At 61.7% G+C, this 15993-nt stretch carries 11 protein-coding genes and 2 pseudogenes; 9 read left to right on the top strand and 4 right to left on the bottom strand.

Translation table 11 applies throughout. The features are described 5' to 3' along the window. Positions 1–8: 8 nt before the first annotated feature. Positions 9–617, top strand: a pseudogene (locus J5X93_RS05020) (sodium/glutamate symporter); the annotation flags it as partial. Between the two features lie 51 nt (positions 618–668). Here J5X93_RS05020 and J5X93_RS05015 read toward each other — a convergent pair. After that, a protein-coding gene (locus tag J5X93_RS05015; protein WP_102081846.1) for an IS3 family transposase occupies positions 669–1888 on the bottom strand; the annotation gives its coding sequence in 2 pieces (ribosomal slippage) (positions 669–1540 and positions 1540–1888; 1221 coding nt in all). A 51-nt stretch (positions 1889–1939) separates the two neighbouring features. Here J5X93_RS05015 and J5X93_RS05010 point away from each other — a divergent pair. Beyond that, positions 1940–2539: pseudogene (locus tag J5X93_RS05010) on the top strand (sodium/glutamate symporter); the annotation flags it as partial. Positions 2540–2783: 244 nt separating this feature from the next. After that, positions 2784–4685 (top strand): potassium transporter Kup, encoded by a 1902-nt coding sequence (locus J5X93_RS05005; RefSeq protein ID WP_043210696.1) that lies wholly within the window; start codon positions 2784–2786, stop codon positions 4683–4685. 56 nt (positions 4686–4741) lie between these two features. On the opposite strand, the gene chrA is transcribed toward J5X93_RS05005, so the two are convergent. Further along, a complete protein-coding gene (gene chrA, locus J5X93_RS05000) occupies positions 4742–6112 on the bottom strand; it encodes a chromate efflux transporter (RefSeq protein WP_043210698.1) in 1371 nt (456 codons plus the stop codon). A 434-nt stretch (positions 6113–6546) separates the two neighbouring features. Here chrA and gcvH point away from each other — a divergent pair, with 434 nt between their 5' ends. From gcvH to J5X93_RS04970, 6 genes are all read left to right on the top strand, one after another. Continuing rightward, positions 6547–6930 (top strand): glycine cleavage system protein GcvH, encoded by a 384-nt coding sequence (gene gcvH / locus J5X93_RS04995; protein WP_250034505.1) that lies wholly within the window; start codon positions 6547–6549, stop codon positions 6928–6930. A gap of 9 nt (positions 6931–6939) precedes the next feature. Further along, complete coding sequence (gcvP, locus tag J5X93_RS04990) at positions 6940–9795, top strand: aminomethyl-transferring glycine dehydrogenase (protein ID WP_250034504.1); 2856 nt, start codon at positions 6940–6942, stop codon at positions 9793–9795. A gap of 145 nt (positions 9796–9940) precedes the next feature. Further along, positions 9941–11317, top strand: a complete 1377-nt coding sequence (locus tag J5X93_RS04985; RefSeq protein ID WP_043210706.1) for an L-serine ammonia-lyase — start codon at positions 9941–9943, stop codon at positions 11315–11317. 26 nt (positions 11318–11343) lie between these two features. Next, positions 11344–12465, top strand: a complete 1122-nt coding sequence (gene gcvT / locus J5X93_RS04980) for a glycine cleavage system aminomethyltransferase GcvT (RefSeq protein WP_043210708.1) — start codon at positions 11344–11346, stop codon at positions 12463–12465. Positions 12466–12809: 344 nt separating this feature from the next. Beyond that, a complete protein-coding gene (locus J5X93_RS04975; RefSeq protein WP_043210709.1) occupies positions 12810–13022 on the top strand; it encodes a cold-shock protein in 213 nt (70 codons plus the stop codon). Between the two features lie 89 nt (positions 13023–13111). Further along, positions 13112–13600 (top strand): RDD family protein, encoded by a 489-nt coding sequence (locus tag J5X93_RS04970; RefSeq protein ID WP_043210711.1) that lies wholly within the window; start codon positions 13112–13114, stop codon positions 13598–13600. Between the two features lie 161 nt (positions 13601–13761). Here J5X93_RS04970 and lptG read toward each other — a convergent pair whose 3' ends face one another. Together lptG and lptF are read right to left on the bottom strand one after the other, a co-directional pair. Continuing rightward, positions 13762–14823 (bottom strand): LPS export ABC transporter permease LptG, encoded by a 1062-nt coding sequence (gene lptG, locus J5X93_RS04965; protein WP_043210713.1) that lies wholly within the window; start codon positions 14821–14823, stop codon positions 13762–13764. After that, positions 14816–15931 (bottom strand): LPS export ABC transporter permease LptF, encoded by a 1116-nt coding sequence (gene lptF / locus J5X93_RS04960; RefSeq protein WP_043210715.1) that lies wholly within the window; start codon positions 15929–15931, stop codon positions 14816–14818. Before lptF ends, lptG begins: the two co-directional genes overlap by 8 nt. Positions 15932–15993: the final 62 nt, after the last annotated feature.

Raw genomic sequence — 15993 nt, 5'->3', positions numbered from 1 at the left:
CGCATCACATGCTTGAGCTCGATTTCTATGGGACACTCGTCGCCGCCTCCCTGGTGCTGCTATTAGGACGAGGCCTCGTTGCACGCATCGCTTTTCTGCGCACTTACAATATTCCCGAACCGGTCGCCGGTGGCTTGCTGGTCGCCGTGGTGTTATTGGGACTGCGCAGTTTCGATATCCAGGTCCAATTCGATACTTCACTGCAAACACCTTTGATGTTGGCATTCTTCGCCACCATCGGCTTGAGTGCGGATTTCGCCAGCCTGAAGAAAGGCGGCCGTGTCGTCGGCATCTTCCTGCTGGTGGTCACCGGATTGCTGGTGGTCCAGAACGCCATGGGCATCGGACTTGCCACGGCGCTTGGATTGGACCCGCTGATGGGCTTGCTGGCAGGTTCGATCACCTTGTCGGGCGGGCACGGCACAGGCGCTGCGTGGGGAGCCACCTTCAGCGAGAAGTTCGGTCTGGCCTCAGCGTCCGAACTGGCACTGGCCTCCGCCACGTTCGGCCTGGTGTTGGGCGGTTTGATTGGTGGTCCGGTCGCACGCTTGCTCATCGCCCGCGTCCAGACGCCGGGTGTCGAGCAAGAGACGCCCCGCTTGCCACAGGGGTTTGAACATGTCTAGTCCTGAAATAGGTTTACACCTGTTCAGGTAGGCCGGTAGGCCTCAAAACGCCCGATGCACCGCATCGGGCGTTTTGTGTTTCAGGGCCATGTGAGGCCGCTCCGTGTTGTAGATCTGCACGGCCTCATCAACCATCTTCCGTGCCTGCTCCAGATCTTCTGGGTTACTCAGCAACAGCTCTGTTTTGAGGATTCCGTTGATACGCTCGGCTAGAGCGTTCTGGTAGCAGTCGTACCCGTCAGTCATCGAGCAATGAACTCCGTGCCTTGTATGCAGCGACTGGTATAGCGCTGAGCAGTATTGAATACCGCGGTCGGAGTGATGGACTAACGGCTGGTGGCGCCGCCGCTTGCGCAGGGCCTGTCTAAAGGCTTGTGCAACCGACTCGGCATGCAGGCTTTCATGGACATGATGGCCAACAATCTTTCTGGAATATGCATCCGTTACCAGGCTCAGGTACAGCGGGCCGCTTCTGGAGGGCAGGTAGGTAATATCCGCCACCCAGACGTGCTCTGGCCCTGACGGAACTACCTGATTTGGGCCTGCTTTGAGAAGATTGGGATGACGGTAGAAGCGATGATAGCTTTGGGTTGTCTTGTGATACGCCCGCTTGGGCAGCACCAGCAAGCGGCGCTCGCCCAAAACCTCAAACAGCCGGTCTCGGCCAACTTGGACTCGTTTATCAGGCTGGCAATGCAGCAGATAGTGCAGTTTCCGTGTTCCCAGTCGCGGCTGACGCATCCGGATTTTCTGAACAAACTCGACAACCCGATCTGCCTGATGAGCTTTACTGTCGGCAGCTCGATTGCGCTTGTAATAAGCCTGCCGGCTAATGCCTAGAAACTGACAAGCCCTGGCAATGCTCAGTCCTGCGACTTGACCTTGCGAGAGGACTTGCCGGATCGCTTTTTTACGACCGATACACCGTAGTCATTCTTCAGGACATCAACGACGGTCTCAAAGAACTGAGCCTTCTGGCTCATCAGCTCAAGCTGCTGCTCAAGCTCTTTGATCCGCTGCTCTGGAGTGAGCGTTTTGGGGTCGGACATCGCGAAGCTCCTCTCGGCCCGGATCGACGCCCCTTGGCTCCAATCCTGCCGACCATGCTTACGCAACCATACCAGAACTGTAGATTTGCCCTGGATACCGTACCGCTCCTGGGCCTGAGTACAGGTCAATTCACCTTTTTCGACCTGATCCACTACAGCCAATTTAAAAGTCAGCGAGTAATCACGCTGTGTTCGCTTCACACCATGCACCATCGAGGTCTCCAGATTCTCGGGGGAAAGGTGTAAACCTTATTCAGGACGGGACAACAACCCAACAAAGAGCGCCTGATCACACCCTTTTCTCTGATCGAAACCATCGCGCTGATTTCGGTCAGCTTACTGGCAGGTTCCCTATTGAATAAGTTTCTGCACGGGACCGCATTCGAACTACCGACCTTCGTGTGCGTCTTGTTCGTAGGCGTACTGCTACGAAACGGGCTTTCGATGTTTGGTTTGTATCAAGTATTCGAGCGCGAAGTTTCGGTCATGGGCAATGTCAGTTTGTCGTTGTTTCTGGCCATTGCATTGATGTCGCTGAAGTTATGGGATCTTGCGGCGCTGGCATTGCCGTTCTTCATTCTTTTGGCAGTCCAGGCATTGGTGATGGCGCTCTTTGCGATCTTCGTGACCTTCAGGGTCATGGGCCGCAACTATGATGCTGCCGTACTTGCAGCCGGCCATTGCGGTTTTGGCCTGGGCGCCACGCCAACGGCGATTGCCAATATGCAGGCTGTGACGCAACGCTATGGCCCATCGCAGATCGCGTTTCTGGTGGTGCCGATGGTGGGGGCATTCTTCATCGACATCATCAACGCCATTGTCATCAAGCTGTACTTGGCGTTGCCATTTTTTGCCGCCGTGTAACGACCAACTGAATCATCGGGACACGCGGCAGCGGCAGGACGGCCCTGGTCGCAGCGGCAATTTTTACGCTCTTTTTACACTCACCAAAAGCAGTTGAAACGATACTGGCTGCGCTTGCTGCTTGAACGGTCCATGCCGGCGTTGCGCCTCTGCGTAGCGCCAGCATGGACCGTTCAGGCGCCAGGGAAGCGCGCAGCATAGGGAAGGCACGCGCTCTCGACCCGCCCGTCCAGAGAAGTCATCCGTGAGCCAGACTGCGACCACTGCACATCAAACCCTTCCCAGCAAAACCTCAGGCGTCGGCATGCTCGTTGCCGCAGTCGGCGTGGTGTATGGCGACATCGGTACCAGCCCGTTGTACACCCTCAAAGAAGTCTTCTCAGGCCACTATGGCGTCCAGGTCAACGCAGCCGGCGTATTGGGCGTGCTGTCGTTAGTGTTCTGGTCGTTGATCTGGGTCGTCTCGATCAAATACGTGTTGTTCATCCTGCGGGCCGACAACCAGGGCGAAGGCGGCATCATGGCCCTGACGGCGCTGGCGCACCGGGCCGCGGCGCCTTATGCGCGACTGAGCCGGGTGCTGGTGTTGCTCGGCCTGTTCGGCGCTGCCTTGTTCTATGGCGACAGCATGATCACTCCAGCGATTTCCGTGCTGTCGGCGGTCGAAGGGCTGCAACTGGCCTTCGATGGCATCGAGCATTGGGTCGTGCCCGTCTCGGTGGTGGTACTGGTCGCGCTGTTCATGATCCAGCGACACGGCACAGCGCGCATCGGCATCCTCTTCGGGCCGATCATGGTGCTGTGGTTCGTGGTGCTCGGGGCGCTTGGCGTTCATGGCATCGCGCAGCGCCCCGAGGTATTGCAAGCGCTCAATCCCACTTGGGCGGTGCAGTTCTTCGTTGTCCACCCGGGCATGGGTGTCGCCATTCTGGGGGCGGTGGTACTGGCATTGACCGGCGCGGAGGCGCTCTATGCCGACATGGGGCATTTTGGCCGCAAGCCCATCGCGCGGGCCTGGTTTGTGTTGGTGTTGCCCGGGTTGGTGCTGAACTACTTCGGGCAGGGCGCGTTGATCCTGGGCAACCCAGACGCCGTGCGCAACCCGTTCTATCTGCTGGCGCCCGGCTGGGCCTTGTTGCCGATGGTCGGGCTGGCCACCCTTGCCACCATCATTGCCTCACAAGCGGTGATTTCCGGCGCCTTTTCCCTCACCCGCCAGGCGATTCAGTTGGGCTATGTACCGCGCATGTTCATCCAACACACGTCCAGCGAGGAACAGGGCCAGATCTACATAGGTATGGTGAACTGGGCACTGATGGTCGGCGTCGTACTACTGGTGATCGGCTTCGAATCCTCCAGCGCCCTGGCTGCCGCCTATGGCGTGGCCGTCACCGGCACCATGCTGATCACCACGCTGCTGTCATCGGCGGTGGTGCTGTTGCTGTGGAAGGCGCCGCGTTGGTTGGCCGTTCCCTTGTTGCTGGGCTTCTTGCTGGTCGACAGCCTGTACTTTTCCGCCAACGCGCCGAAAATCCTGCAAGGCGGAGCCTTCCCGGTCATCGCCGGGGTTGCCCTGTTCGTGCTGATGACCACCTGGAAGCGCGGCCGCCGGATCATTGTCGAGCGACTCGACGAAAGCGCACTGCCGCTCGACCTGTTCATCGCCAGCCTGCAGTTCCAGCCTCCGCATCGGGTACAAGGTACGGCGGTGTTCCTCACTGCCAGGGCCGAGGCGGTGCCCCATGCGCTGCTGCACAACCTGCTGCACAACCAGGTGCTTCATGAACAGGTTGTCCTGTTGACCGTCATGTCCGAAGACGAGCCGCGTGTCAGCGCCAACAAACGCTTCGAGGTCGAGGCTTTCGGCGAAGGCTTCTTCCGCGTGACCCTGCACTTTGGCTTCATGGAGGAGCCGGACGTACCGAAGGCGCTAGGCGGATGCCAACGCGACGGCCTCGATTTCGGCCCCATGCGTACCACCTACTTCCTCAGCCGCGAAACCGTCATCGCGACCAAGCGAATCGGCATGGCCCGGTGGCGTGAGTACCTGTTCGCCTTCTTGCTCAAGAATGCCAACAGCAACCTGAGATACTTCAAGTTGCCGTTGAACCGGGTGATCGAACTCGGTACGCAGGTCGAGATGTGAGGCAAGGGGCCAAAGCCTGCCAAGCCGGCCGACGACACATCGGCCGGCAACCGCTATCACGTGCGCAGCAAGTGCACCGCCAACCCTACCAATGCGCACGCCAGCAGCACTTGAATGACACCACGCTTGAAGCGAAACAGCGCGATGGCCGCAGCGATGGCGATCAGCGCAGACGGCCAATCGAATGCACCACTGAAGCCCTGCGGCCAAAGCACGTGGTAACCGAAGAACAGCGCCAGGTTGAGAATGACGCCCACCACAGCAGCCGTGATGCCGGTCAGCGGCGCTGTGAACTTGATCTCGTTGTGCGTCGATTCCACCACCGGGCCGCCGGCGAGAATGAACAAAAATGACGGCAAAAAGGTGAACCAGGTGACCAGGCTCGCCGCCACTGCTCCGGCGAGAAACGGGTGCTCAGCGCCAAACATCGGATACACATACCCGCCGATGAAGCCAACGAAAGCAACCACCATGATCAGTGGGCCTGGCGTGGTTTCCCCCAGGGCAAGCCCATCGATCATCTGGGTGGGCGTGAGCCAACCGTAATGCCCGACAGCGCCCTGGTAGACGTACGGCAGCACCGCGTAGGCGCCGCCAAACGTCATCAGCGCGGCCTTGGTGAAGAACCAGCCCATCTGCGTGAGGGTTCCACTCCAGCCAAACGAGAGCGTCAGAAGCGCCATGGGCAGAGTCCAGAGCACCGCTCCGATCACAACCAGGCGCAACAGATGCTTCCACTGAAAACGTGCATGTGCGGGCGTGGGGGTATCGTCATCGATCACCGCCGGCCCATGGTTGCTCTTGGCCGCGCCATGTCCACCACCGATCACGAACGTGCTCGGCGCGAATCGCCCGCCCAGGTAGCCGATGATCCCCGCCACCAGCACGATCAGCGGGAACGGCACGTTGAGCGCGAAGATGGCCACGAATGACGCCGCAGCCATGGCCCATAGCCAGCCGTTCTTGAGCGCACGCGAGCCGATCCGGTGAGCCGCGTGCACGACGATCGCCGTCACCGCGGGCTTGATGCCGTAGAAAATCCCCGCCACCACAGGCACTTCACCGAAAGCAATGTAGACCCAAGACAAGCCGATCAGGATGAACAACGAAGGCAGCACGAACAGGGCGCCAGCGATCAACCCACCCCAAGAGCGATGCATCAGCCAACCGATGTAAGTGGCCAGTTGCTGCGCCTCGGGGCCTGGCAACAACATGCAGTAGTTCAACGCATGCAAAAAGCGCTTTTCGCTGATCCAGCGTCGCCGCTCCACCAGCTCCTGATGCATGATCGAGATCTGTCCAGCCGGCCCGCCAAAGCTGATGAACCCTAGCTTGAGCCAGAACAGGAAGGCTTCGAACCAACCGACCGGCTGCCGGGCAGCATGCGACGCCGACTGTTCGCTTACCGCGCTGGGTCTCTTGACCATAGGGTTTCCTCGTATGAGAGCGCCGTCAGACCCTCCGGCGACGTGCAGCGGGATCCGCGCGCAGCCGCGCTCGAGGCGATCATCGAGGCTTCTGAATTGTCGCGTTACATTAATCCGGACCGGACAAAAATCAACAGGATAGCCGCGATCGGAAACAGGACACCGCCGCAACCGTATCGATTTCGATACGACGTATTGAAATCGATACACGGCGCGTTGACACCGTCTACGCAACGGTTTGATCCGACAAGGCTTTTCAATCGTCACTGCTGCGTAGCGATTTCATTACAGGCAGATGACCTAAGCGCACGCACATTCGGACTCACCCCCTGATTTACAAGGCCTGGAGTGACTTGGCCGCATTATTGCTACGGGAATTACAACCAAGAGCGCGGAACCACCGTGCCCACTTCCCTGCTTCGCGAGGATCCCCCATGAGCGAGTTGCGTTTCACCGAAGATCACGAATGGCTGCGCGTCGAAGCTGACGGCAGCGTCACCGTGGGCATCACCGCCTACGCCCAGAATGCCCTCGGCGATGTGGTTTTCGTGCAACTGCCGGAACTGCAGCACTACGACAAAGGCGCAGAAGCCTCCACCGTGGAATCGGTGAAAGCCGCCAGCGGCGTCTACATGCCATTGTCCGGCGAAGTGGTCGCAGTCAACGACCAGCTCGACGCAAGCCCTGAACTGGTCAACGAAGACCCGATGGGCGAAGGCTGGTTCTTCCGTTTCATCCCCGCCGATGCCAGCGCCATCAGTGGCCTGCTCGACCAAGGCGCCTATGACCGCCTGCTCAACGCCAACGACGACGCCTGAGGACCTGCCATGACCATCAACCTCGGCACCGCCAATGAATTCATCGCTCGCCACATCGGCCCACGCAGCGCCGATGAGCAGGCCATGCTCGCCGCCCTGGGCTTCGAGTCGCTGCAAGCCATGACCGCTGCGGTCATCCCTGACAGCATCAAAGGCACCAGCGTGCTCGGCGGCCACGACGGCCAGAGCGAGGCCGATGCCCTCGCCGACCTCAAAGCCATCGCAGGTAAGAACCAACTGTTCAAGAACTACATCGGCCAGGGCTACTACAACACCCATACCCCCGCACCGATCCTGCGCAACCTGCTGGAAAACCCGGCCTGGTACACCGCCTACACCCCCTACCAGCCAGAGATCTCCCAAGGCCGCCTGGAAGCGCTGCTCAATTTCCAGACCTTGATCAGTGACCTGACCGGTCTGCCGATCGCCAACGCCTCGCTGCTCGATGAAGCCACCGCCGCCGCCGAAGCCATGACCTTCTGCAAGCGCCTGTCGAAGAACAAGGCCGGCCATGCCTTCTTCGCTTCCAGCCATTGCCATCCGCAGACCCTTGACGTGCTGCGCACCCGTGCTGAACCGCTGGGTATCGAAGTGGTGGTTGGCGACGAGCGTGAACTGATCGATGTCAGCAGCTTCTTCGGTGCTCTGCTGCAATACCCGGCCAGCAATGGCGACGTATTCGACTACCGCGAGCTGGTACAGCGCTTCCATGGCGCCAACGCCCTGGTGGCCGTGGCCGCCGACCTGCTGGCCCTGACCCTGCTCACGCCGCCCGGTGAATTCGACGCCGACGTCGCCATCGGCAGCGCCCAGCGCTTCGGTGTGCCGCTGGGCTTCGGTGGCCCGCACGCGGCGTACTTCGCTACCCGCGACGCCTTCAAGCGCGACATGCCAGGCCGTCTGGTGGGCGTTTCGATCGACCGTTTCGGCAAGACAGCCCTGCGTCTGGCCATGCAGACCCGCGAACAGCACATCCGCCGCGAAAAGGCCACCAGCAACATCTGCACCGCCCAGGTGCTGCTGGCCAACATCGCCAGCATGTTCGCTGTGTACCACGGCCCGGCTGGCCTCAAGCGCATTGCCGAACGCACCCACGCCCTGACCGCGATCCTGGCCGCCGGGTTCGAGCAGTTGGGCGTCAAGGTCGTCACCCGCGCCTACTTCGACACCCTGACCCTGGCCACCGGTGATGCCACCGCCCGCCTGCATGAACTGGCCCGCGCCCAGCGCATCAACCTGCGCCAGATCGATGCCGCCCATCTGGGCCTGTCTCTGGACGAAACCAGCACCCAGGCCGACGTCGAGACCCTGTGGCGCCTGTTCGCCGAAGGCAAGGCAGTACCGGCGTTCGACAGCTTGGCCGCCACCACTGCCTCGCGCCTGCCGGCCGCACTGCTGCGCCAGTCGGCGATCCTCGAGCATCCGGTGTTCAACCGCTACCACAGCGAAACCGAACTGATGCGCTACCTGCGCCGCCTGGCCGACAAGGACCTGGCGCTGGACCGCAGCATGATCCCGCTGGGCTCGTGCACCATGAAGCTCAACGCCGCCAGCGAAATGATCCCGGTGACCTGGGCGGAATTCGGCAACCTGCACCCGTTCGCGCCTGCCGAGCAGAGCCAGGGCTATCTGCAGATGACCACCGAGCTGGAAGCCATGCTCTGCGCCGCCACCGGCTATGACGCCGTGTCGCTGCAGCCGAACGCCGGTTCCCAAGGCGAGTACGCAGGCCTGCTGGCGATCCGCGCTTATCACCGCAGCCGCGGCGAAGGCCATCGCGACATCTGCCTGATCCCCTCCTCGGCCCACGGCACCAACCCTGCCACCGCCCACATGGCTGGCATGCGCGTGGTGGTCACCGCCTGTGACGCCCGCGGCAACGTCGATGTAGAGGACCTGCGCGCCAAGGCCATCGAACACCGTGACCGCCTCGCCGCGATCATGATCACCTACCCGTCGACCCACGGCGTGTTCGAGGAAGCGATCGGCGAGATCTGCGCGATCATCCACGACAACGGCGGCCAGGTGTACATCGACGGCGCCAACATGAACGCCATGGTCGGCCTGTGCGCCCCCGGCAAGTTCGGCGGCGACGTCTCGCACCTGAACCTGCACAAGACCTTCTGCATCCCTCACGGTGGTGGCGGCCCGGGCGTCGGCCCGATCGGTGTCAAGTCGCACCTGGCGCCGTTCCTGCCGGGCCATGCAACGCTGGAGAACACCGAAGGCGCGGTCTGCGCCGCACCGTTCGGCAGCGCCAGCATCCTGCCGATCACCTGGATGTATATCCGCATGATGGGCGGCGCGGGCCTCAAACGCGCCTCGCAGATGGCGATCCTCAATGCCAACTACATCGCCCGCCGCCTGGAAGAGCACTATCCTGTCCTCTATACCGGCGGCAATGGCCTGGTCGCCCATGAATGCATCCTGGACCTTCGCCCGCTCAAGGACACCAGCGGCATCAGTGTCGACGACGTGGCCAAGCGCCTGATCGACTTCGGCTTCCACGCCCCGACCATGTCCTTCCCGGTGGCCGGCACCCTGATGATCGAACCGACCGAAAGTGAGTCCAAGGAAGAACTGGACCGTTTCTGTGACGCAATGATCCAGATCCGTGAGGAAATCCGCGCGGTCGAGAACGGCACTCTGGACAAGGACGACAACCCGCTGAAGAACGCCCCGCACACCGCGGCGGAGCTGGTCGGCGAGTGGGCCCACGGTTACAGCCGTGAGCAGGCGGTGTACCCGCTGCCGAGTCTGGTGGAGGCCAAGTACTGGCCGCCGGTGGGTCGGGTCGACAACGTGTTCGGCGACCGTAATCTGGTCTGCGCGTGCCCGTCGATCGAGAGCTACCAGGACGCCTGATAGCCCTTGCGCCACCTGACTTGGGTGGCGGCCTGTGGGCGCGGGGTTATCCGCACATGCGAGGGTGGCTTAACCGCCGCGTTCGCGGGTAAACCTGCTCCCACAGAGCTCACCGTCCGCCCAATCAATCTGGCAGGAGGTCACCATGTCTTTGAGCGTTTTCGACCTGTTCAAGATCGGCATCGGCCCCTCCAGCTCCCACACGGTCGGCCCCATGCGGGCGGCCGCACGCTTTGCCGAAGGGCTACGCCGTGATGGCCTGTTGGCACAGACCGACAGCATCAAGGCCGAGCTGTATGGCTCGCTGGGAGCTACCGGCAAGGGCCATGGCAGCGACAAGGCTGTCCTGTTGGGCCTTGAAGGCGAGCATCCAGACACCATCGACACCGAATCGATTCCCGCGCGACTGCAGGCGATCCGCGACAGCGGCCGGCTGCGCCTGCTGGGTGAGCACGAGATCGGCTTCGTCGAAAAACAGCACCTGGCGATGATCCGCAAACCCCTGCCCTACCACCCCAACGGCATGATCTTCCGCGCCTTCGATGAAGCCGGATTGCAAATCCGTAGCCGGGAGTATTACTCGGTGGGCGGAGGTTTCGTGGTCGACGAGGACGCTGCCGGTCACGACCGGATCGTCGAGGACAGCACCGTGCTGCCCTACCCGTTCCGCACGGCCAAGGAACTGCTCGCCCACTGCAGCGAGCAGCACCTGTCGATCAGCCAGGTGATGCTGGCCAACGAAGCGGCCTGGCGCCCGGAGGGCCAGACGCGCGCACGCCTGTTGCATATCTGGCAGGTCATGCAGGACTGCGTCGAGGCGGGTTGCCGTCATGAGGGCATCCTACCCGGTGGGCTGAAGGTCAAGCGACGGGCTCCGGCGTTGTACCGCCAGCTCAGCCGGCATCCCGAGGCGAACCTGCGCGACGCCTTGTCGGTGCTCGACTGGGTCAACCTCTATGCGCTGGCGGTCAATGAAGAAAACGCCTACGGCGGACGGGTGGTCACGGCGCCCACCAACGGTGCGGCGGGCATCGTCCCGGCGGTCCTTCACTACTACATGCGCTTCGTGCCCGGCGCCAGCGAGGACGGGGTGGTGCGGTTTCTGCTCACCGCCGCCGCCATCGGCATCCTTTACAAGGAAAACGCCTCGATCTCCGGCGCCGAAGTCGGCTGCCAAGGGGAAGTCGGCGTGGCTTGCTCCATGGCCGCCGGTGCACTGTGCGAGGTCATGGGGGGCACCCCGCAGCAAGTCGAGAACGCTGCCGAAATCGGCATGGAACACAACCTGGGCCTGACCTGCGATCCGATCGGCGGACTGGTCCAGGTGCCCTGCATCGAGCGCAACGCCATGGGCTCGGTCAAGGCGATCAATGCGGTACGCATGGCCTTGCGTGGCGATGGGCAACATTACGTGTCGCTCGACAAGGTCATCCGCACCATGCGCCAGACCGGCGCAGACATGAAAAGCAAATACAAGGAGACCGCCCGCGGTGGTCTAGCCGTCAACATCATCGAATGTTGACCCGAACAAAAAACGAGGAGTCACCGATGTCCGAAACACTGCAAAAGACCCCCTTGCACGCCCTGCACCTGGAACTGGGCGCACGCATGGTGCCGTTCGCCGGCTACGACATGCCGGTGCAGTACCCGCTGGGCGTGCTCAAGGAACACTTGCACACCCGCGAGCAGGCAGGTCTGTTCGACGTCTCGCACATGGGGCAGATCCGTCTGCGCGGCAGCGATGCGGCCAAGGCCTTGGAATCGCTGGTGCCAGTGGACATCATCGACCTGCCGGTAGGCATGCAGCGCTACGCGATGTTCACCAACGAGCAAGGTGGCATCCTCGACGACCTGATGGTCGCCAACCTGGGTGACGACGAGCTGTTCCTGGTGGTCAACGCTGCCTGCAAGGACCAGGACCTGGCCCACCTGCAAAAGCACATCGGCTCCCGCTGTGAGATCGAGCCGCTGTTCGAGGAGCGCGCCCTGCTCGCCCTGCAAGGCCCGGCGGCGGTCAAGGTGCTCGAGCGCCTGGCGCCGGAAGTCGCCAGCATGACGTTCATGCAGTTCCGCCCTGTCACCTTGCTCGGCGCCGACTGCTATGTCAGCCGCTCGGGCTACACCGGTGAAGACGGTTACGAGATCTCGGTCCCGGCAGCCAATGCCGAAGCCTTGGCCCGCCGACTGCTGGCCGAGCCCGAGGTACAGCCGATCGGCTTGGGCGCCCGTGACTCGCTACGCCTGGAAGCTGGTCTGTGCCTGTATGGCCACGACATGAACACCAGCACCACGCCGGTGGAGGCCAGCTTGCTGTGGGCCATCTCCAAAGTACGCCGCGCCGATGGCGAACGTGCCGGTGGTTTCCCTGGCGCCCACGCCATCTTCGAGCAGCAACGGCAAAGTGTTGCTCGCAAGCGTGTTGGCCTGCTGCCGCAGGAGCGCACCCCGGTTCGCGAAGGCGCACAGATCGTCGACGCAGACGGACGCACCGTCGGTGAAGTGTGCAGTGGTGGTTTCGGCCCGACCCTCGGTGCACCGGTCGCCATGGGATATGTCGAGAGCGAACATGCCGCGCTCGATACCGCATTGTTTGCTGTAGTGCGCGGCAAGCAGGTTGCCTTGAAGGTCAGCAAAATGCCTTTCGTTGCGCAACGTTACTATCGCGGTTGATTGACTGTGGGCAGGTTCGTCATATTCGTTTTCGAACCTGCCCAATAACTTTTGAACATAGCGCCAGCCCAGGCGCCATGCCGTTTCCGACAATTTTGTCGGTTATCGGAAAAACCCTGAATTCCGGCGGTCTGGAGGGCTTGTTTTTGTCGGCGGAGTTAGCGTAGAGTCACTGCACTGTGTTTGCATGGGTCGCAACAGTTCGTGACCTGGGCCAGTAGCTGAATCTGCTACAACCCGTTCGACGTCTCTTACTTTCCTGCAACCCAGCCCGGTAATCTTTTATATCGGATAGATATGAAAGTAACTGTCATCAAAAATTAAGCTTCATAGGAAACAAGACAATGGCTGAGCGTCAGAACGGTACCGTCAAGTGGTTCAATGACGAGAAAGGTTACGGCTTCATCACCCCAGAAAGCGGTCCGGATCTGTTCGTGCACTTCCGTGCCATCGAAGGCAACGGCTTCAAGAGCCTGAAAGAAGGCCAGAAAGTCTCCTTCGAAGCCGTGCAAGGCCAAAAAGGCATGCAAGCTGACAAGGTTCAGGTCATCGCCTAAGCGAGATCCAGACTCCCAAAAGCCCCTGCCAAGTGCAGGGGCTTTTTTTTGCCCGTAGAATAGCGGCTTCGTCATACGGAGCGTCATGCATGTCAAAGCCTCTGCTCACCCCTCAGGGTGACTTCCCCCCGGCTGGCCTGGGCCGTCGACTGGCCGCCATGTTCTATGACTTCCTGCTGTGTACCGCCCTGCTGATCGTGACAGCAGGCGTCTACAAGATGGTGCAGATGTCGATCATCGGCGAAGCCCGCATGCGCGAGCTGACCGAGGCCGGCGCCTTGGACGGCGACCCCCTGTTGTCGACCTTGCTGCTGTTCGCCCTCTTCGGTTTCTTCGCCAAGTTCTGGACCCACGGCGGTCAGACCCTGGGCATGCAGGTGTGGGGCGTGCGCGTGCAGAACGCCGATGGAAGCGCGATCAGCCTATGGCAGGCGCTGCTGCGCTTTGTCGTTTCCATCGCTTCCTGGCTATGCCTGGGGCTCGGGTTCTTCTGGGCGTTGATCGACAAGCGCAAGCGTGGCTGGCACGACATCTATTCGGACACGCAGCTGGTGCGTGTGCCCAAGCGTAAACCGTAATGTCGTAGCTACTACGCCCCCCGCAGGCTTCGCCAGCTCCCGCAGGATCACCTCCGGCCGGCAGACTGCAAAAGCTGTGGGAGCGGATTTACCCGCCAAAGCAGAACGCCACCCACAAAAAAGCCGACCCTAGGGTCGGCTTTTTCATGTCGCTCGGGCCATTACCCTGCCCGACGCAACAACCACACACCCGCCAGCGCACAGATACCGGCCGGGATCACTACCGCCAGCAGCGGCGGGAAGCCGAATACCTGACTGGAAGGGCCGAGCAGGTCCTGGCCAATGCGGAACACGAAGCCCACCAGTACACCGGTGAACACACGCTGGCCCAGGGTCACGGAACGCAGCGGGCCGAAGATGAAGGAGATCGCCATCAGCACCAGGGCCGCGGTCACCATCGGTTGCAGCACCTTCGTCCAGAAGGCCAACCAGTAACGGGCGTTGTTCAGGCCCTGGTCGGACAGGTAGTGAATGTAGTCCCACAAACCGGTGATCGACAGGGATTCCGGCGCCAGGATCACTGTGTTGAGCAGTTGCGGCGTTACCGACACGTCCCAGCGCTCCTGCGGCGCCTTAACCACTTCGGTGTGGTCGCCACGGAAGTAGGTGGTGGCCACGTCGCTCAGCACCCAGTGGTCCTCGTTGTACTGCGCACGGCGCGCAAAGCTGGACGTCACGATGTGTCGCTCGGCGTCGAAGCGGTAGCGGGTCACCCCCAGCAGCAAGCCGTTGGGCTGCACCGAGTTGATATGCACGAACTCTTCACCCTGGCGGTGCCACATGCCGCGCTTGGAGCTCTGCGCATCACCGCCACCCTGGGCCAGGGAGCGCTCGGCCTGGGCCTTGTTCTCGGTGACTGGCGCCACGTACTCGCCGATCAGCAGGCCGACCAACATCAGCACCAGCATGGGCTTCATCACCGCCCAGACGATACGGCCGATGGACACGCCAGCGGCGCGCATGATGGTCAACTCACTGCTGCTGGCCAGGCTGCCCAGGCCGATCAGGCACCCAATCAGCGCAGCCATCGGCAACATCTCGTACAACCGGCGCGGCGCGGTGAGCAGGACGAAACTGCCGGCGTCCATCACGGTGTAGGTATCGCTCAGGTCGCTCATCTCGTCGATGAAGGCGAACAGCGAAGCCAGGCCAAGGATGATACCCAGCACCGCCAGGATGGCCAGGAGCACGCTCTGGCCGATATAGCGATCCAGTTTAGCCATGGGCCACCTCCGTACGACGGGCGGCACGCTTGAGCTGCAGCGGCTCCCAGTACATCAGGCCCAGGCCGATCAGCAGGAACAGCCCGTGGACCCACCACATGCCCAGGGCGATCGGGATCTTGCCCTTCTCCAAGGCGCCGCGTACGGAAATGAGCATCGTTAGATAAGCCATGTACAGAAGAATGGCCGGCAGCAGCTTGAGGAAGCGGCCTTGGCGTGGATTGACCCGGGACAGCGGCACCGCCAGCAGCGTCACGATGAACACCAGCAGCGGCAGGGAAAGGCGCCATTGCAGCTCGGCCTGTTCACGCAGACCGTCCTTGCCGAACAGCTCGGACGTCGGGATGGCTTCACGCTCGGTCACTTCTTCGCTGACTTCGGGCTTGGGCAGCAACACGCCATAGGTGTCGTACTTGATCGCGCGGTAATCGGCCTGGCCGGGGTTACCGTCGTAGCGATAGCCGTTCTCGAGGATCAGGTAGCGATTGCCGTCGGCCTGCACTTCCTGGTGCCCCTTCTCGGCGACCAGCACCGAAGGCGCACGATCCTTGGTCTTGTCCTGGTTGAAGCGCTTCTCGGAAATGAACACACCACTCAGATTGACGCGATCGTCCGACAGCTGCTCGGTGTAGGTCACCCGCGAGCCATCGCGCAGGGTCTGGAAGCGCCCGGGCACCAGGGTATCGAACTCGGTGAGGGCGTCCTGCTGGTTGATGATCTGCTGCACCTGGGCAACGCCCTGGGGCGCCAGGCTCAGGCTCAGCCAGGCCACCAGCAGGGCGACCAGCGCGGCCGGCGCCATGGTCAGCGCCAGCAGGCGCTGCTGGCTCATGCCAGTGGCAGAAAGCACGGTCATCTCGCTTTCGAGGTAGAGCCGGCCATAAGCCAGCAGGATGCCGAGGAACAGGCCCAAGGGCAGGATCAGTTGCAGGAAGCCCGGCAAACGGAAGCCCATGATCAGGAACAGCACGCTCGGATCGAGCACGCCCTGGGCGGCCTGAGCCAGGTACTTGATAAAGCGCCCGCTCATGATGATCACCAGCAGCACGGCGCTGACGGCGCTCAAGGTCACCAGGACCTCGCGGGACAGATAACGAAAGACGATCAAACCAGACACTCCTGGGTTGTCAGGGGCGCAGAGCCAAACAATGACTTGCCGGTTCGCCGACG

This window comes from Pseudomonas sp. BYT-1 (assembly GCF_023611805.1).
Taxonomy (GTDB): Bacteria; Pseudomonadota; Gammaproteobacteria; order Pseudomonadales; family Pseudomonadaceae; genus Aquipseudomonas; species Aquipseudomonas guariconensis.
The sequence above is the reverse complement of the archived record's forward strand: the minus strand, read 5'-3'. Positions and strand labels throughout refer to the sequence as shown.